At 64.8% G+C, this 17,667-nt stretch carries 18 protein-coding genes; 4 read left to right on the forward strand and 14 right to left on the reverse strand.

Annotated features, from left to right (window positions below; genetic code table 11):
- Positions 1–4 precede the first annotated feature (4 nt).
- Positions 5–658 carry a LysE family translocator gene (locus AC1MCA_RS11120; RefSeq protein WP_479797020.1) on the reverse strand — a complete coding sequence of 218 codons (654 nt, stop codon included), beginning with the start codon at positions 656–658 and terminating at the stop codon, positions 5–7.
- 104 nt (positions 659–762) lie between these two features.
- On the opposite strand from AC1MCA_RS11120, the gene AC1MCA_RS11125 reads away from it, so the two are divergent.
- On the forward strand, positions 763–1,218 hold the full coding sequence (locus tag AC1MCA_RS11125) for an Lrp/AsnC family transcriptional regulator (protein ID WP_108597594.1): 456 nt from the start codon (positions 763–765) through the stop codon (positions 1,216–1,218).
- Between the two features lie 4 nt (positions 1,219–1,222).
- On the opposite strand, the gene AC1MCA_RS11130 is transcribed toward AC1MCA_RS11125, so the two are convergent.
- Complete coding sequence (locus AC1MCA_RS11130) at positions 1,223–1,684, reverse strand: Lrp/AsnC family transcriptional regulator (protein WP_375134869.1); 462 nt, start codon at positions 1,682–1,684, stop codon at positions 1,223–1,225.
- 406 nt (positions 1,685–2,090) lie between these two features.
- Here AC1MCA_RS11130 and gluQRS point away from each other — a divergent pair, with 406 nt between their 5' ends.
- Positions 2,091–2,990 (forward strand): tRNA glutamyl-Q(34) synthetase GluQRS, encoded by a 900-nt coding sequence (gene gluQRS / locus AC1MCA_RS11135; RefSeq protein WP_479797023.1) that lies wholly within the window; start codon positions 2,091–2,093, stop codon positions 2,988–2,990.
- On the opposite strand, the gene AC1MCA_RS11140 is transcribed toward gluQRS, so the two are convergent.
- The 6 genes from AC1MCA_RS11140 to AC1MCA_RS11165 all read right to left on the reverse strand — a co-directional run bounded on the left by AC1MCA_RS11140 (position 2,981) and on the right by AC1MCA_RS11165 (position 9,591).
- A complete protein-coding gene (locus AC1MCA_RS11140; protein WP_479797026.1) occupies positions 2,981–4,528 on the reverse strand; it encodes an acyl-CoA synthetase in 1,548 nt (515 codons plus the stop codon). The two genes, gluQRS and AC1MCA_RS11140, sit on opposite strands and share 10 nt — an antisense overlap.
- Before the next feature lie 17 nt (positions 4,529–4,545).
- Positions 4,546–5,913 (reverse strand): MFS transporter, encoded by a 1,368-nt coding sequence (locus tag AC1MCA_RS11145; RefSeq protein WP_479797028.1) that lies wholly within the window; start codon positions 5,911–5,913, stop codon positions 4,546–4,548.
- Between the two features lie 76 nt (positions 5,914–5,989).
- Positions 5,990–6,445, reverse strand: coding sequence for a MaoC family dehydratase (locus tag AC1MCA_RS11150; RefSeq protein ID WP_209742095.1), 456 nt, complete (start codon positions 6,443–6,445; stop codon positions 5,990–5,992).
- A 63-nt stretch (positions 6,446–6,508) separates the two neighbouring features.
- Entirely contained in the window at positions 6,509–7,753 is a 1,245-nt protein-coding gene (locus tag AC1MCA_RS11155; RefSeq protein ID WP_479797030.1) for an acyl-CoA dehydrogenase family protein, read from the reverse strand.
- Between the two features lies 1 nt (position 7,754).
- On the reverse strand, positions 7,755–8,645 hold the full coding sequence (locus tag AC1MCA_RS11160; protein ID WP_479797032.1) for an amidohydrolase family protein: 891 nt from the start codon (positions 8,643–8,645) through the stop codon (positions 7,755–7,757).
- Between the two features lies 1 nt (position 8,646).
- The gene (locus AC1MCA_RS11165) at positions 8,647–9,591 is read right to left on the reverse strand and encodes an SDR family NAD(P)-dependent oxidoreductase (protein ID WP_479797035.1); all 945 of its coding nucleotides are present in this window, start codon (positions 9,589–9,591) and stop codon (positions 8,647–8,649) included.
- Between the two features lie 124 nt (positions 9,592–9,715).
- On the opposite strand from AC1MCA_RS11165, the gene AC1MCA_RS11170 reads away from it, so the two are divergent.
- Together AC1MCA_RS11170 and AC1MCA_RS11175 are read left to right on the forward strand one after the other, a co-directional pair.
- Positions 9,716–10,192: a MarR family winged helix-turn-helix transcriptional regulator gene (locus AC1MCA_RS11170; protein ID WP_479797038.1), complete on the forward strand. Its 477-nt coding sequence runs from the start codon at positions 9,716–9,718 to the stop codon at positions 10,190–10,192.
- A gap of 23 nt (positions 10,193–10,215) precedes the next feature.
- A complete protein-coding gene (locus AC1MCA_RS11175) occupies positions 10,216–10,860 on the forward strand; it encodes an HD domain-containing protein (protein WP_479797041.1) in 645 nt (214 codons plus the stop codon).
- Here the strand turns inward: AC1MCA_RS11175 and AC1MCA_RS11180 are convergent.
- The 6 genes from AC1MCA_RS11180 to AC1MCA_RS11205 all read right to left on the reverse strand — a co-directional run bounded on the left by AC1MCA_RS11180 (position 10,841) and on the right by AC1MCA_RS11205 (position 17,520).
- Positions 10,841–12,097 carry a low temperature requirement protein A gene (locus tag AC1MCA_RS11180; RefSeq protein ID WP_479797043.1) on the reverse strand — a complete coding sequence of 419 codons (1,257 nt, stop codon included), beginning with the start codon at positions 12,095–12,097 and terminating at the stop codon, positions 10,841–10,843. The two genes, AC1MCA_RS11175 and AC1MCA_RS11180, sit on opposite strands and share 20 nt — an antisense overlap.
- Before the next feature lie 39 nt (positions 12,098–12,136).
- Positions 12,137–12,643 (reverse strand): hypothetical protein, encoded by a 507-nt coding sequence (locus AC1MCA_RS11185; RefSeq protein WP_479797045.1) that lies wholly within the window; start codon positions 12,641–12,643, stop codon positions 12,137–12,139.
- A gap of 137 nt (positions 12,644–12,780) precedes the next feature.
- Complete coding sequence (locus tag AC1MCA_RS11190) at positions 12,781–14,097, reverse strand: ATP-binding protein (RefSeq protein ID WP_479797047.1); 1,317 nt, start codon at positions 14,095–14,097, stop codon at positions 12,781–12,783.
- 114 nt (positions 14,098–14,211) lie between these two features.
- Positions 14,212–15,588 carry an FAD-binding oxidoreductase gene (locus tag AC1MCA_RS11195; protein ID WP_479797049.1) on the reverse strand — a complete coding sequence of 459 codons (1,377 nt, stop codon included), beginning with the start codon at positions 15,586–15,588 and terminating at the stop codon, positions 14,212–14,214.
- A gap of 340 nt (positions 15,589–15,928) precedes the next feature.
- The gene (locus AC1MCA_RS11200) at positions 15,929–16,432 is read right to left on the reverse strand and encodes a universal stress protein (protein ID WP_479797051.1); all 504 of its coding nucleotides are present in this window, start codon (positions 16,430–16,432) and stop codon (positions 15,929–15,931) included.
- A 140-nt stretch (positions 16,433–16,572) separates the two neighbouring features.
- Positions 16,573–17,520, reverse strand: a complete 948-nt coding sequence (locus tag AC1MCA_RS11205) for an L-lactate dehydrogenase (protein ID WP_479797053.1) — start codon at positions 17,518–17,520, stop codon at positions 16,573–16,575.
- Positions 17,521–17,667: the final 147 nt, after the last annotated feature.

Below are 17,667 nucleotides of genomic sequence, written 5' to 3' on the forward strand. Positions count from 1 at the left end.
ACCCTCAGGCTTGGCTGGTGAGTCCGGCAATCAGCGGGACCACCTGCTCGGACAGGAGCACCACCCCAAGGAGCACCATGATGATTCCGCTGGCAAGGGTGACCGCGCGCGCGGCACCCGGGCGGGACTGCAGGAGTTTGCGGGCCAGCAGCGCAACGCAGGTGTAGACGGCCCCGGCGAGCAGGACAAAGGTCAGCCCCAGCAGGCCGGACTGGACCGGAACCGGGAGGGCAGCGTCCGGGCTGACGAACTGCGGCACCAGGGCCACGTAAAAGAGGAGCCCCTTGGGATTGATGCCGCTGGTCCCCATGCCCTGAAGGAAGGTCCGCAGCTGGTTGGACGGTTTCCCGATGGTGTCGGCCGCCGCGAAGGATGCCCCACGCCAGGAGCGGAGGGTGCTGATGCCCACCCAGAGCAGATAGCCTGCGCCGGCTACGGTCAGCCAGCCCAGGACGCCGGGCAGGCCGGTCAGCAGCGCCGCGAGTCCGGCCACCAGGAGCACGGTGTGCAGGACGTACCCGCCGCAGAGCCCCGCGACAGCAGGGACAAAACTGCGCTGACGGAGTCCGGCGGTGATGGAGTAGGCCCAGTCCACGCCGGGGGTGCAGGCGAGGGCGGCAGCCACCAGCACAAAGGCGAAAAACAGTTGGGGGTTCATGGTTTGCTCCTGTCCGATGGCTACAGGACAAACCATATTGAATCAGGGGGCATAAGTGCTTACCTTTTTCGCCCGCTTAGGGTCTGTCTTGGTAAGATTTTTGCGTGATTGACCATATTGACAGGAATATCTTGCGTCACCTCAAGCAGGACGGCCGAATGACGGCCACGGCGCTTGCAGCCAAGGTGGGACTGACCGTTGCGCCCTGCCACCGCAGGCTGCGCGATCTTGAGGCCTCTGGCGTGATCCGGGGCTACAAAGCGGACATCGATCCGGCCGCAGTAGGGCTGGGCTTCGAGGCGATCGTGTTCGTCACCCTGCGCCAGGTGGACCGCTCCACCATGGAGATCTTCGAGAACCGGGTGGCGGACAATCCGAACATCGTCGAAGCCCAGCGGCTCTTCGGCTCGCCGGACTACCTGTTGAAGGTCATCGCCGAAGACCTGCCGGCCTACCAGCGCTTCTACGATGCCGAACTCACCTCACTGCCCGGCGTCGAACGGCTGACGTCCACGCTGGTGATGAAGAACCTCAAGTCCAACGCCGGCCCGCCGGTGTAGCGTCTCAGTCGCGGAGCAGCCCCGACGTTCGGTAGGGGATGACCTCGCGCAGGAACATGCTGGTAGAGGTGCGGACGATGCCTGGGCAGAGCCTGATCTCCTCTGACACCCGGTAAAGATCGTCGGGGCTGGTGGCCACCACCCGGATGAGGAGATCGGTATCGCCGGCGGGTGCATGGCATTCCAGGACTTCGGGGATTTCGCGGAGGGCGGCGATGGCCTCATTGAGGTGGCTTTGGTCCAGTTCTGCGCTGACGGCGGCAGCCACGCCACGGCCGAGGGCCGACGGCAGGACGCGGCTGCTGTTGGGCCGGAGGAATCCCGACGCCGTCATCCGCTCGAGCCGGGCCTGAACCGTTCCGCGTGCGAGGCCGAGCCGCTGGGCGAGGACCATGACCGGCACGCGGGGGTCCTCATCAAGGGCGAGGAGGATGCGGCGGTCTGTGGAGTCCAGCTGCTGCTGCAATCTGATCAGTTCCTGTCGATTGTATTGGCCTCTGCTAGTCAGACTGACCAACGAATGGTGTGCCCGTTGTGCCAACTGTAGGTTCTCTGGTCAAATGGTGGCAACAGGGCAGTGGCTACCGCCGACGCCCGCCAGGCTACAGGACCCCCGGCACACCACCCGGTCCCTGGACTCAGCTTCCCGCAAGGAAGCCGCCGCTGATTGACACTTGTTCACACCATTGTCACTCCGCAACCAAAGCAAGAGCCCCTGAGCCACGTCCGACTCCCGAAGCCGGCCGTAGCTGAGGGGCTCTTGTGTTTGCCTCACCTGGGATACTGCAACGCGGGGTCACTTCCGGTCCCTCCGGGCGTCCGTTTTGGGTCTTATGTGACCCCGCGTTGTGCTGTTGCGTAGGGTTGGTTTTATGACCCCAGCAGGCCGCTTCGCCCCCAGCCCATCAGGCGAACTGCACGTTGGCAACCTGCGCACCGCCATCCTCGCGTGGCTTTTCGCCAGGTCCACCGGCCGGGACTTCCTGCTGCGCATTGAGGACCTGGACCGTGCACGGGCCGGCGCGGAGGCTGAGCAGCTCCGCGATCTGGCAGCCGTCGGCGTGACCTGGGACGGCGCCGTCGTGCGCCAGACCGAGCGATCAGGGCTGTACACCGACGCGATCAGCAGGCTCAGCGCCGCTGGCCTGACGTACGAATGCTTCTGCACCCGCCGCGAAATCCAGGAGGCGCCGTCTGCCCCGCACGCCCCGCAGGGTGCCTACCCGGGGACCTGCCGGAACCTGGAGCCAGCGGAACTGGAGATCAGGCGGTCCACCCGGCCGGCCGCCACCCGGCTTCGCGCCGAGGTCACGGAGTACACGGTGAAGGATGTCCTGCATGGTGCGTTCACCGGTGTAGTGGACGACTTCGTGCTGCGCCGTAACGACGGCGTGACGGCCTACAACCTCGCCGTGGTGGTGGACGACGCCGCCCAGGGAATCGATCAGGTGGTAAGGGGCGACGACCTGCTGCCGTCCACCCCGCGCCAGGCATATCTCGCCATGCTTTTGAATATTCCTGTCCCGGAATATGCCCATGTTCCCCTGGTGGTGAATTCCGACGGCGCCCGGCTTGCCAAGCGAGACGGTGCAGTCACCCTCGCCGACCTGGAGCTAAGTGGCCATCCGGCCACCGGCGTCCGGGACCTCATCCTGCGGTCCCTGGGACTGCCGGCCGGAAGGCTGGAGCAGGCGCTCGCAGCGTTCCGGCCGGACAGCCTCCCGCGGGAGCCGTGGGTGTGGACCGGTTTCCAGGGGGCAGCTCAGGGCTGACCTGCAGAAAGCTTCCGAAGATCAGCCTTCCGGATCTTGCCACTGGCAGTACGGGGCATCTCATCGACGAAGACCACTGATTTTGGAATTTTGTAGCGCGCCAGCCGGCCCTCAAGATGTGCCCGCAGTTCCGCCTCTGTGAGCCTGGCGCCCTCGCGCAGCAGCACCACGGCCCGGGGAACCTCACCCCATTTCTCATCCGGCACCCCGATCACCGCCACGCTGCCTACCGGGACCAGTTCACTGATGGCCTGCTCCACTTCGGCGGGGTAGATGTTCTCTCCCCCCGAGATGATCATGTCCTTGAGCCGGTCCGAGACGAACACAAAACCGTCGTCGTCCTTGTAGCCCATGTCGCCGGACTTGAACCAGCCGCCCTCCGCATAGGAGTCCGCACTCGCCTCAGGCCGGTTCCAGTATTCGCGGATTACATTGGGACCCTTGATCTGGATTTCACCCACCGATCCCGGCACCGCCACGGTGCCGTCGAAGTCGGCGATCCGCACATCCGTGAAGAAGTGGGGAAGCCCGGACGAGCCGGCCTTGTCCCTCGACCTGGCAGCGGGCAGTGTGGTCGCCCCGGGCGCGGTCTCCGTCATTCCGTAGCCATTGGAGAAGCGGAGGCCCCGTTTTTCGTAGGCGTCAATGACCCGCATTGGCACAGCGGACCCGCCGCAGGTCAGCTTGTTGAGCGAGCTGAGGTCCGAGGTGTCCCACGCCGGGTGCTCGCACAGCATCTGGTATGTCGTGGGCACCCCGCTGATGGTGGTGGCGCGGTGCTGTTCGACGAGTTCGAGGGTCCGCCGGGGATCGAACTTGGTTTCCAGTACCACTGTTCCGCCCTTGAGTATGGTGGGCAGGACCCCCATGTTCAGGGAGGCCACGTGGAACATCGGCGAGATCATCAGGGCCACATCGGTGGATGCAAAATCGAAGTCCACGATCACGTTCAGGCAGTTCCACGCCACGTTTCCGTGCGTCAGCAACGCCCCCTTGGGGTGCCCTGTGGTGCCGGACGTGTAGAGGATCATGGCGCCGTCGTCCAGGCCTACCTCTTCATCGATGTACTGGTCCGCGCCGGCCGCGAGGACCTCCTCGAAGTCTTCCGCCGCCGTCGGGCCCTGTCCCTTGGTACCCACGGCATCCATCACTGAGATGCGGCGCGTGACGGCGGTGCCGGCTGAACCGGCAGCGGCGAGGGCATCCAGGCTCAGTCCATGGATCAGGGCGGACGCCCCGCAGTCCACGAGCTGGAACTGGATTTCCGGCGGCGCCAAACGGGTATTCAGGGGGACGAAGATGGCCCCCAGCTGCCCGCAGGCGAACAGGGTTTCCAGGAAGGACGGATGGTTATCGCCCAGATAGGCCACCCTGTCCCCTCGGCCCACGCCGCCATCCCGCAGTGCGTTGGCCAGCCTGACGGACCGCTCGGCCAGCTGGTCGTAACTCATTTCCTGCTGGCCGCTGATCAGGGCTGTCTTGCTGCCGGACTTGGGGCGGCGGCGTTGAAGCCACGAGCCGATGCCAAAGTTTTCCACGGCGAAATCCTTTCCGCTCAGGACTTGACTGTCAGGAGGTCGTTGTTCTTCGGCTCCCGGGTCAGCAGGATGAAGACGATGGACACTACAGACATGATCGCAAGGTAAATGACCACGGAGCCCGTGTCCTGGCCGGAATCCTTGAAGATCTGCGCCACGATCCCGGGCGTGAATCCGGCACCGAGCAGGGTGGCCAGCTGGTAGCCCAGTGACGCGCCGGTGTAGCGGGACGTGGTACCAAACTGTTCCGATACGAACGCCGCCAGGGGACCGAACAATGTGGAGTGGATCATCAGGCCGATGGCGAATGCCACGAAGATCAGGGCGATGTTGTTTGAGGACAGCAGCGAAAACATGGGAATCAGGTAGATGACGAACAGCACCAGGCCGCCGATCATCACCGGCCGCCGCCCGAGTTTGTCCGAAAGCCGGCCACCCAGGATGACAAACACGATGGACAGGGCCGACGCCGCCGCGAAGGCGTAGAGAACGCCTTGCCGATCGGCGCCCTTGGAGACCGCAAAGGTTACCGAGAAAGTTGCCAGCACTACTTGGAGGGCGAAGCCGGCGGCCCCCGCCAGCATGGTGAAGATCAGGGTCTTGGGGCGCCGCAGCACCTGCAGCAGCGGGATGTCCCGCTTGCTGGTCAGTCCCTGCTTCCGCGCTTCCTGGTCGGCGCGTTCCCGCTCGACCTTTTCCTGCTCGAGCGCGGCCTTGAAGATGGGGCTCTCGGAGACCTTCAGGCGGACGAACATGCCCACGCCCAGCAGCACGAACGAGAGCAGGAAGGGCACCCGCCAACCCCAGGTGAGGAACTGGTCGTTGGGCAGGGCCGAGAATGCTCCCATCATGAGCGTGCCAAGGACGGCGCCGGTCGGAGCGCCGGCGTTGACGAACGAGGCCGCAAAGCCGCGTTTTCCGGACTCGGAGTGCTCCAGGGCCATGAGCGCTGCGCCACCCCATTCTCCGCCCACGGCGATGCCCTGGAAAACGCGCAGAATCACCAGGAGTACAGCACCCCACGGCCCGGCCACGGACGCATCCGGGACCACGCCGATGAGTGTGGATGCGATCCCCATGACCAGCATGGAAATGATGAGCATGCTCTTACGGCCAACCTTGTCACCGAAGTGGCCGAAGATGATGCCGCCCAGGGGCCGGGCGACGTAGCCCGCGGCGAAGGTGCCGTAGGCAGCCACCACGCCTACCCAGTCGTCCATCCCGCTGAAGAAGACCTTCGGGAAGACCACGGCCGCGGCGGTGGCATAGAGGAGAAAATCGTAGTATTCGATGGTGCTGCCGAGGTAACTGGAGGCGATGACGGTGCGCGCTTCCTTGCGGCGCTCCGCGGTGCCCATGGCTTGAAGCTGGGTGATTCCGGACATGGCTGTTCCTTTTGGTACGGATGAGTACAGAAGAAAAGACGAGGGGTGTGGTGCGGAAACGTGGGAAGTCGGAGGGCTACTTGTAGAACCGCGCCAGGAATTCCGCGACGACGGCGGGGCGTTCCTGGCCTTCGATCTCGATGGTGTTGGCGACCTTGATCTGGGCGCCGCCCTTGACCTCGGTGACCTCGGCGATGGTGGCCTGCATGCGGATCCGCGAGCCCACCTTCACCGGCGACGTGAAGCGGACCTTGTCCAGGCCATAGTTCACTTTGGTGGTGACGCCGTCGACGTCGAACAGCTCGCCCCAGAACGGGATGATGAGCGAGAGGGTGAGGAAGCCGTGGGCGATCGGTGCGCCGAACGGGCCGTCTTTGGCGCGTTCCGGGTCCACATGGATCCACTGGTCATCGCCGGTTGCGTCAGCGAATTTGTTGATCTGTTCCTGCGTGATTTCACGGTATTCGGTGACACCGAGGTCGGTGCCGGCGAGGGTGAGCAGTTTGTCGAAGTCGACGACGAGATTGGGCATCTTTGCCTCCAGTTTGGGGGTCGGTTCCTGATCGGGGATGGTGAAAGTACGACGACGGGCGGTTCAGCGGGTGAAGGCGCTTTCGCCGGTAAGAGCGCGGCCAATGATGAGGGCGTTGATTTCGTGGGTGCCCTCGTACGAGTAGATTGCCTCGGCGTCCGCGTGGAACCGGGCCACGTCGGTTTCGAGGGTGATGCCGTTGCCGCCCACAACCTCGCGGGCCAGCGCAACGGTTTCCCGCATGAGCAGGGAAGTCTGCATCTTTGCCAGGGCTGAATCCTGGTCCCGGTAGATGCCCTTGGCCTGCTGTTCGGTCAGCCTGACCACCAGGGACAGTGCAGACGTGACGTTGCCGAGCATCCTGGCCAGCTTCTCCTGGACCAGTTGGAAGGAGCCCAGCGAACGGCCGAACTGCTGGCGCTCTTTGACGTAGCGCAACGCGGCTTCGAAAGCGCCGGCCTGGACGCCGGCGGCGATCCAGGCGACGTCGGAGCGCATGGCACGCAGCATCGCTGCCACGTCGCGGAAGGAGTTCACGTTGTGCAGGCGCATGGACTCCGGAACCCGCACCCCGTCCAGGGTGATGTGCGCGTTCTGCATCATCCGCAGGGATGTCTTCCGGTGGATCTTTTCGAGCGTCACGCCCTCGGCCTGGCGGTCAACCAGGAAGGCCTTCACCTGGCCGTCGGCCACGTCGCGGGCAAAGACTGCCAGGACGTCGGCGCTGGCAGCGCCGCCGATCCAGCGCTTGGCACCGTCAATGATCCAGCTGTCGCCTTCGCGCCGTGCGGTGGTGGAGAGCCCGCCGGCGATATCGGAGCCTGAGTCGGGCTCGGTCAGGGAGAAGACGCCCTTGAGCGAGAAGTCGATGACCTTGGGCATCCACTCCTGTTGCTGTTCCGCTGAGGCGCCCACCCTGATAGCCGTGCGGAAAAGCCCGGCCTGCGAGGTGTACCAGGTTGCCAGCGAGGCATCGGTCCGGGCGAGCTCGAAGATCCGGAAGCCCTGGTAGATGCCGCGGGCCGGAACCCGTCCTGCACCCGCGTCGCCCCCGGTCAGTCCGGCGGGTTCCATCAGGTCCAGGTCGATCAGCGGCTGTGCGAGTTCGGTGGGAAACTCCCCGCGTTCCCAGTGATCGGCCAGCAGTGGACGGGCTTTCTCATCCAGGAAGCTGCGCAGCCTGCCCAGGACGCGCCTTTCGTCCCCGGTCAGGAGGGACTCGGCCTCGTAGTAGTCACAGACCTCATAGAGCCGGGTCTGTTCTGAAGCGGGGTCTGTTATGGCGTTGATGTCCGTGGTGGCAGTCATATCAGCCTCCGAGTCCGAGCAGGCGGACGGCGTTGTGCTTGAGGATCTTGGGCCTGATCTCGTCTTTGAGCGGAAGGTCCGCGAAGGCCCCGAGCCACTTTTCCGGTGTGATGAGCGGGAAATCGGTGCCGAACAGGACCTTGTCCTGGAGGTAGGAGTTGGAGGCTCGTACGAGGGATTCCGGGAAGTACTTGGGGGACCAGCCGGAGAGGTCGATGAACACGTTCGCCTTGTGCGTAGCGATGGAGTTGGCCTCGTCCTGCCACGGAACGGAGGGATGGGCCATGATGATCTGCAGTTCCGGGAAGTCCGCGGCGACGGCGTCCAACAGGAGCGGGTTGGAGTAGCCCAGCTTGATTCCGTAGCCGCCGGGAAGGCCTGCGCCCATGCCGTTCTGGCCGGTGTGGAAAATCGCCGGCAAGCGGAGGTCCTGGAGCGTATTCCAGAGGGGGTAGAACTCTTCGTTGGACGGGTCGAAGCCCTGCAGGCTCGGGTGGAACTTGAAGCCGCGGGCCCCTAAGTCCTCGGCCTGGTGAACGGCTCCGCGGATCGCTTCCGGTCCGGTGCGCGGGTCCACGCTGCCAAAGGGAATCAGGACGTCGTTATTGCGGGCGGCGCCCGCGATCAGATCCGGAATGCTGTTGGGCTCGTGGTTGAGCTGGGTGCGGGCATCCACGGTGAACACGACGGCGGCCATGTTCAGTTCGCGGTAGACCTCGGCGATGCGGTCAAGGGAGGGGGTTCGGTCCTCGGATTTGAAGTACTTGGCTGAGGCTTCGGTGAGGGTTGGGGGCAGGGACTGGTGGCCGTGGCCGTCCACCTCGAGGTGGACGTGCATGTCGATCGCATCGATCTTTGCAATGTCGATTGCCGGTTCGTAGCGGGTGGACATGTCAGCGCGCCACCGCTGCTGCGGGCTGGGCCGGCTGGAGGTCTTCGGGCAGCGGCAGGAATTCCTCGCCGAAACCCTGGAGTTTGCCGCCCAGGAGCGAGTCGAAGTTTTCCACCAGATCCTCGTAGCGCCAGCCGCCTTCGCGGTATTCGGTGGCCGCAGCTTCCGGATGGGTCCAGAGCTGGAGGCGGTCCCCGCCGGCACCGATGGCCTGGCCGGTGACTCCCGCTGCGGCGTCAGAGGCGAGGAAGGCAACGAGCCCCGCGACGTCGTCGGCCGTGCCGAAGCCCAGGTCGTGGCGGAAGAAGGCGGGCATGGCTTCGCCGCGCTCGTCCGCTTCGATGGCTTTCTGGAAGTACGGCACGGTCTTGGTCATGGCGGTCGCGGCGACGGGGATGACGGCGTTGACGGTGACGCCCGCTTTTTTCATCTCCAGCGCCCAGGTCCGGACCATGCCCACGATCCCGGCCTTTGCTGCGGCGTAGTTGGTCTGGCCGAAGTTGCCGCGCTGGCCGGTGGGGGAGCCGATGGTGACGATGCGGCCGGCGATACCGTTTTCCTTGAAGTAGGCGAACGTTTCGCGGACGCAGGTGAAAGTGCCCTTCAGGTGGACGTTGATCACCAGGTCGAAGTCCTCATCGGTCATCTTCAGCAGGCTCTTGTCGCGGAGGATGCCGGCGTTGGTGACCAGGATGTCCAGGCGCCCGAACTCCGCCACGGCCGTCTCCACGAGCTGCTTGGCGACTTCACTGCTTCCCACGGGAGCGACGACTGAAACCGCGCGGCCGCCGTCGGACTCGATAAGGCTGACTGCCTCCGCCGCCACGGCCGCGTCCACGTCATTAATGACGACGGCGGCGCCCTGTTTGGCGAGTTCCCTGGCGTAGGCGAGGCCCAGGCCCCGTCCGCTGCCGGTGACGATTGCTACTTTTCCTGACAGGCTCATGGCTGCTCCTTTGCTACCCGACCGTGCATCCTGCCGTCCGGCATGGGATGCTGTGTTCTGTATCCATGAGAATATGGATTGTTGTAAATGTCAACGATTTATTTTGGGAACTTTCTGGAGCGCTATGACGATCGATATGCAGGGCCTGAAGCAGAACGGGGCCGAGGATAAATTGGTGGGAGCCTCGATCACCAATGACATGGGGTTCCTGCTGGCCAAGCTCCATGCGGCGGGGTCGGTGCTGAACAACCGGGCGCTGGCGGATTTCAATCTCAAGGAGCGCTCGTACTCGGTGCTCATCCTTTCAGACAGCGGCCTCGAGCCAACCCAGCGCGAGCTTGCCGACTTCCTCAGCCTTGACCCCAGCCAGATCGTCGCCCTGGTGGATGAGCTGGAAAAGCGCGGACTGGTTGTCCGGGCTCCGGGCAAGCAAGACCGCCGGGCAAAGACGGTCACGGCGACAGGGGAAGGCTCAAAGCTGCTTGTCGAAGCGCGGAAGGCCGCCCAATCCGCGGAGGTCGAGGCGCTGGAGCGGTTGTCGGCGGACGAAGTGGCGACCGTCAAGGCATTGCTCCGTAAGGCGCTGTGGGGCGACTCCTAGAGTCCGGCGCGTAGGCTGGAACCATGTCCGAACCAGAGTTCCAAGAAGCAGCCTCCCCCCAGCCCGGATTCACCGTAGAGACTGCGAAGGTCCTGGCCGAAGTGGCCCACAACCGGCAGAAGGACAAGCTCAAGCGGCCCTACCGTGAGCACGTGATTGCCGTGGGAGACGCGCTCGCGGACTTCGACGACGACATCCGGATCGCTGGATACCTGCACGATATCGCCGAGGACACACCGATCACCCGGCGGGCACTCCTGGACATGGGTGTTTCCGAGCGTGCCGTGGACATCATCGAACGGGTGACCAACAGGCTCCACGACAATCCCGACGACTACGCTGACGGGATCCGCTACATCGCGGAAGACCACGACGCCGCCTTGGTCAAGATTGCGGATAACGCCCACAACTCATTGCCCGAGCGCGTCAGGGCACTGGCCGAAAAATGGCCGGACAAGCCGCCCGTCACCAAATACCGTGATGCGCGCCCCGTGCTTTACGCCGCCGTGGAGGTCGAGGAAATCCGCAAGATCCTGGGCCGGGTGAACCCGTGGCTGCTCAAGGAGCTGGATGACCGGCTGGACGAGGAAGACCAGACCGACTACGAGAACCTGTCCTATGAGGATGACCGTGGAGTGGCAGACGCTGCTAACGCTGGGGAGAAGTAGCCCCGGATTCCAGCTGTTCCAGCGCACGCTGCAGCCGCTCGGAGCCCCGACGCTCGTCAACAACAATCGAAACGCCCAGCGCCAGCACCATGACCAGCAGGCATACCGGCACCGACGCCCCGGCAGCAGCGAGGCCAACTGAGCCTGCCAACGCGGCCAGTACGCAAGCGGCAACGATGATAATGGTGCGGTCGGCGCCTACCATGACGCTGTACAGCCAGGTCAGTGAGCCTTTGAACAGTGCCACGGGGACGGCGATGCTGGCTACGGCCATCGCCGCGCTGACATGTGCCTCGTGGTCGATGTAGTAGGCCGCCACATGGAGACCTGCGCCCGTGGCAGCAATCGCGGCGAAGATGGGGATGTGTCCGTATCCGAAAAGGTAGGACTGGCGTCGGCGTTTGTGCAGCGCCTGGCCTGCGGGAAGCATGAAATAGATCCACCACATGGCGAACGCCAATGCCGTTCCGCCGAAGCCGACGAGGGCGGCATCAACGCTCCAGCCATGGCTGGCCACGATGGCGCGGAGGGTTTCGATGGCGCCCACGAGGCATTCTCCTAAGGCAATGATGGCCAGCAAGCCGTACCGTTCCGCGATATGGTGCGCGTGCCACGGTGTGGTGGCTCTGCGCTCTGCCACGTACGGAGTGGCCATCTCGAGCATGATCAGGGGTGCCGTCATGAGGAAGGTTGTGAGCACGTCGGCCTGGATGACCAGCACCGCGATCCATCCGAGTTGGACGAGGGCAAGGTACCTGGCGTAGCGCAGGCACGTTTGCCGGCGGGCCGGATCCTGCCTGGCCGCGCGCAGCCATTGGAAAATGAGCGCGACCCGCATGACCACATAGCCGCCCACGATCACCTGGTTGTCGACGTGTTCCCCTTCCACCAGCGAGTGGAACATGGGTTCGATTCCCATGGTGAGAATCAGTACACCGACAATTTGGATCATGGTCACCACCCGGAAGATCCAATCGTCGGTGTCGTAGGCGCTGGCGAACCAGGTGAAGTTGATCCACGCCCAGATCACGGCGAACATGGCGAAGGAGAACCCGAGCAGGCCCGCACCCAAGTGGGCTTCGGCGATCTCGTGCGCGAACTGGCTTCCTGCCACGCCGAATGCAATGACGAACGTGAGGTCGAAGAAGAGCTCAAGCGGGGTGGCGGCGCGGTGCCGTTCGTGAGGATCCCGCCCGCCCATGCGCGCCATGGTGTGCCGGAGTGGATTTGAAGGCATGCGTCACAGATTACCGTTGGCGTGTTTCGCACTCCACAGTTACGAATGCCTATGAAACTCAGGCTTCTCCTGGGACTGTGGTTTTCTGCCGGCCTTGGCCCCCGCATCGGCAGCGGCTTCCATTTCCGCACGGCTGGGCAGGGGAAGCTCTGGCCGCTCGGAGTCGGTATGGCCGGCCACGACAGCCATCTCGTGGGCCCGGTCAGAGACATCAGGAGCCGCCAGAGCCTGTGCCGTGCCCGCGTAGCCCGCCGCTGCGTGGACGGTGACGGCGGCGATCTGCGCGTTGATCCGAGCAGTCAGGGCCAGCGTGTCCAGCCAGCCGTCAGCCTCCCGGCTCAACGGATCATCATCCGCACAGCCGGCAGCTCCGGCAGACCCCGCCAGTTCGGCAGAGTCCGCGGTCCCGGGATACCCAGCGGACCCCGTGAGGCCGCCAGGCCCCACCAACCCGGCAGAATCCGCGCCGCGCTTGGCCGCAGCGAGCAGCAAGGCGGCGGAGGCACAAACAGCCTCCGCCGCCTCAACCGCTGCCCTGTTTCCCATGTACATAGCATCCCGCGGGAGCCAGGGAAGCACCCGGAGGATGAGCGCCCATGTGGATAACTAGCGTGGATAACCCGGTGTGGATAACACAGCCGCCCGCAGGACCCCACGGCAGTGCAGTACCAGGAAACTTGTGGCTAAACCCGGCCCAGGGCGTCGATGTCCTCGAGGAACTGTTCGTGGACTTCCTGGCTCACGGTGGTCCGCGTTTCGCCGATCGCGTCCAGATAGTCCTGCGTGCAGGGCCCCTTCCGCACCGCCTCGCGGACTGAAAGGCTTCCGCCGGAAGCCGCACCGCCGTCGTCGTACACTGCTTTTTCCAAGGCACGCTGGGAGGCGCTCCGGGCAGCGTACTCGATGTCCGCGGGGGAGAAGCCGCCGGTCCGTTCCACCAGGAGCTCCACGTCAACGTCGTCCACCACGGTGGCGGGGATGAAACGCTGCCACATGGCCTCGCGGGCCTGGCGGTCGGGGAGGCCGATGGGGATGACGTAGTCGAACCGGCCGTGGCGCAGGAACGCCGTGTCCAGCGCGCGGATGAAGTTGGTGGCGCAGACCAGCAGGCGCCCGGGCTGTTCGCGGAAGGCCGGGATGATCTTCAGGAGTTCGTTCGTGACGCCCTGCAGCGGCGACGGCGGTTCACCTGACCGCTGGGAGGCGATCTCCTCCACCTCGTCGATGAACACCACAGCGTGCTCCAGTTCGGCGATCTCCAGGAAGGTCTCGCGCAGCGCGCCGGCCAGGCCCTTCGGGTCGGAGGCCAAACGGGATGGGAAAACCTCCACGAACGGCCACTCCAGCCGGGACGCGATGGCCTTCGCGAACGTGGTTTTGCCTGTGCCCGGAGGACCAAACAGAACGACTGCACGCGGCGGCACCACACCGTATTCGTCCGCGAGATCGGCCTCGGCCAGCGGCAGGACCAGCCGGCGTTCGAGGAGTTCCTTTTCGTTGCGCATGCCGGCCACGTTTTCCCAGAGGTCGCGTGCCAGGATCCGCCCGCCCAGCTGCCCCAGCGCACCCAGCTCCTGGCGCTGCACCGGGATGGTCCGCTCGAAGTAGCGCAGGTTCTTCTTGAGCGCGAAACCGCGGCTGAGGAAGGCTTCCACACGGGTCTCGGACTCGGGCATCAGGGCGGACAGTTTGTTCAGCCCGTGCGGCGCCATCCGGTTTTCGACGGCGGCGAGCAGCGAGGTGCCGATCCCGCGGCCGCGATATTCCGGCAGGGTGGCCAGGAAGACGATCCAGCCCTGGTCGTGGGCTGCGCGTCCGACGGCGGCGCCCACCACCATGTCACCCAGCACCGCCACTACAGCGTGGTCCTTTTCGCAGGAGGCGAGGACCTCGGAGAGGGCATAGACGGGTTCCACGTTGTTTGCCTTGAGGGTTTCCCACAGGTGCAGGATCCCGTCCAGGTCCGCAGAGTGGAAGTCCCTGATCCGCCAGTTGGTCATGCCGTGTCTCCCGGGTGGTTCGTCGTTGAACTGAGTGCTCTGCTGAGCATAGGCGATCAGCCCGCGACGGAGGGTTGCGGGAGCGTTGCGTTACAGGAGGACGGGGAGGAATGCTCAGGTGGCCGGTTTGATGTTCTGGTTGATGTGGAACAGATTGTCGGGATCGTATTTCGCCTTGATGCTGGCCAGCCGTCCGTAGTTGCCGGCGTAGTTGTCCGCGATCCGGGACTGATCGTCGGCGTCCATGAAGTTGATGTAGGCGCCGCCTGCGCTGTGCTCACTCAGCGCGGCCGCATACTCGCGGACCCAGCGGGTGTTCGCTTCGTTGTCCGCAGGGTTCTCCCACATTCCTGCAATCACCGCGGCGAAATCGACATCCCGGCACGGGAAGGCCGTCGCGTCCTTCGGCACACGCTGCACTGCGCCGTTGATGGGGTAAAAGTGGTTGGCTGTCTGCAGGCTGGGGACAGCTTCGCCGAAGTGCTTTGCCACCTTGATGACCTCGTCACTCATCGCGGGCAGGAACTCGGCCTTCCAGTAGGCCTGGAGTCCTTTCGGCAACATCGGGTCGAAGAGGGTGTTCAGGGCAGGGTAGGGGATCGGCCCCACAAACGAGCCGGCCACCGGAGCCACGTCCATGAATGGCTGCCACCGCCGCTGTCCTTCATCAGGCTGTCCCATCCAGGCGCCCACCAGCACCACCACGGGACGTCCGTGGTATTCCTCCGGAAGGAACGGGACCGGTGGTCCCTGGTGCACCCCGATAAAGAGACCCAGTTCCTCCGGTGCCGTGGCGATGGTGTCACGGTACAGCCGGCCCACGGCCTCCGCATGTTCAAGGAGGTAGATGATCAGGCCGCCATAGATGATGTCCACAGGATGAAGGGTGAACTCCAAGGAGGTCACCACCCCGAAGTTTCCGGTTCCGCCGCGGAGGGCCCAGAAGAGGTCGTCGTTTTCCGTAGCGCTGGCATGCCGGAATTTCCCGTCAGCGGTGACCACATCGGCTGACTTCAGGTTGTCGCATGAGAGCCCGTATTTGCGGGAGAGGTAGCCGATGCCGCCGCCCAAGGTCAGCCCGGCGACCCCCGTGGAACCGACGAAGCCGCCTGTGGTGGCGAGGCCGAAAGCGTTCGTGGCGTGGTTGAAATCCGCCCACGTTGCACCAGTTTCCGACCACGCCGTCGCTGTGGAGGGGTCCACGCGCACACCGCGGCGGTTGGTGAAGTCAAGCACCAGTCCGCCGTCGCAGGTCCCGAAGCCGGGGGCGCTGTGGCCGCCGCCCCGCAAGGCAATGTCCAGGCCCTCGTCCCGGGCGAAATTGACTCCGGCGATGACGTCAGCCACCTGGGAAACCTGAAGGACGGCAGCCGGACGTTTGTCGATCATGCCGTTGTAGACGGCCCGGGCGGTGTCGTAATCCGGGCTGTCGGCCGTGGTGAGGGGCCCGCGTACTTTTTCCTGCAATGACAGAAGGGAATTGCTGTTCATGGTGAACTCCAAAGCTGAAGAATGCTCAGGTGTTCAGGCGTGCACCCCGCCAGCTGGCCTTGCCCGATGTGAGGTTTCGAGACCGGTGCACCGCAGCAGCGGCGGTGCGGCCTCGCCGCACGCTCTGCCGTGGCGTGCTTCATGACTGCAGGGCCGCCGGATGGCAGTCCGACCGGGCGCGTCAGCGGGACCGGCTATTCGCCAAAGTACGCCGACGGCGGGCGATGGTCAATGCACTTAACGTACGACGCCGGCACCTCGGGTTCCGGGGAGGGAACCCCGGGTGCCGCCGTCGTACGCTCAGATTCTGTCCTGAGGGCACGGCCGGGGAGCGCCCGACCTACACAGCGGGCGTGTTCTCACCCTTGGATTTGTGGCCTCGCCAGAGGCGGTGGGTGCCCTGGCTGCTGCTGCCGCCGTCCGAATGGATCACCAGGACCGGGCAGTCGGCATGGGAAACGCAGGCTGTACTGACAGAACCCAGGTGCATGCCGCGGATACCGCCATGCCCGCGGCGGCCCACCACCAGCATTGCGGCGCCGGCCGCTGCCTCAACCAGTTTCGCCGGGGCCGGGCCCCGGATCAGCTCCTTGCTCATGTCCTGGGGCGCGTCCGGCCCGAACGCCTTGTCGAGGCTCTCGGCCAGCGTCTTGGCGGCGGCCGCCTGGAAGGCCTCGAAATCGGGCGGAACGTAGCCGGCGTACATCTGCGGAAAGTCCCAGCAGGCTACTGCATGAAGGTGGGCGTCCAGCGCGGGTGCCAGCTGGGCAGCAAAACGCAGTGCCTGCACTGAGGCATCGGAACCGTCGACGCCGACTATTACTTTGGCTTCCCTATCCGTCATTTCCCTAAGCTCCTTAAGCTGCGGTTCGCCGTTGAATCAGCATGATGTGGCTGACGCTAGACCCGGGGATGCGGGCTTTCAAGAGCACAAGGTCCCGGGACGGAAAGGCTAAGGAGCTCTGTGCGTTGCCCGCTGGAGGCTCAGATTCCCAGCGTGCCCATGGTGTTCCGCAACGTGTCGGCGGAATGCTGCAGTGCCGCCAGTTCGCCGTCGTCCATGGGGGTGTGAAGAATGCGGTGCACGCCGCCGCGGCCCACCACGCTCGGCAGGGACAGTGCCACGCCGTTGATCCCGTAGGGGCCGCTGAGCACAGTGGAAACGGGAAGGACGGCGTTCTCGTCCCGGAGCAGGGCCTCCACGATCCGTGCCCCGGAAAGGCCGATGGCGTAGTTCGTGGCACCTTTGCCGGCGATGACCTTGTAGGCCGCCTGGGTCACTTCCTGGGCGGTTTCTGCAAGGTACGCGGGGGTGAAGATCTTTTTGCCGTCCTCTTCCCAGTCGCGGATGGGGACGGGACCGATGGTTGCGCCGGACCATACGGGGAACTCGGTATCGCCGTGCTCACCCACCATGCTGGCGTGGACGCTGGCCACGGAGACGCCGGCCCGCCGGGCCAAAAGCCAGCGCAGCCGCGACGTATCCAGCACGGTGCCGGAGGAGAAGACTCGTTCGGCCGGCAGCCCGGAGATCTTCTGAGCAGCCACCGTGAGTACATCGCACGGGTTGGTGACCAGGACATAGACGGCGTCCGGGGCGTGCTGCATCAGCTGCGGCATAAGCTGTTCGAGGATGCGGACGTTCGTCCCCGCCAGGTCCAGCCGGGTTTGGCCCGGAGCCTGCTTGGCTCCGGCAGTGATAACCACGACGTCGGCACCTTCCGTCACGGCGATGTCGCCACCACCGGTGACGGCGGCCGCCGCTGCGGCGAACTGCGTGCCGTGGGCCAGGTCCAGGACTTCCGCCTCAGCCTTGAGGGCGTTGACGTCGAAGAGGGCAATGTTGCTGGCCGAACCCCGGATCAGGGCGGCGTAGGCAAGCGAAGTGCCCACACTTCCGGCTCCCACAATGGCAAGTTTGGAACCTGGCACGACCTACCTCTTCCCCTGTTCCCGGAACTCGGGGAGCTCCGGAAACACCGCTGTACGAGTGTCCGCAATGGCCTCATGCTACCGACTGGGGAGCTACGGGACACCTGTCCCGGCGCGGCCGTCCGGTCTGGCACGGCCGCGCGAGCC

Source organism: Arthrobacter sp. BK1 (genome assembly GCF_056680055.1).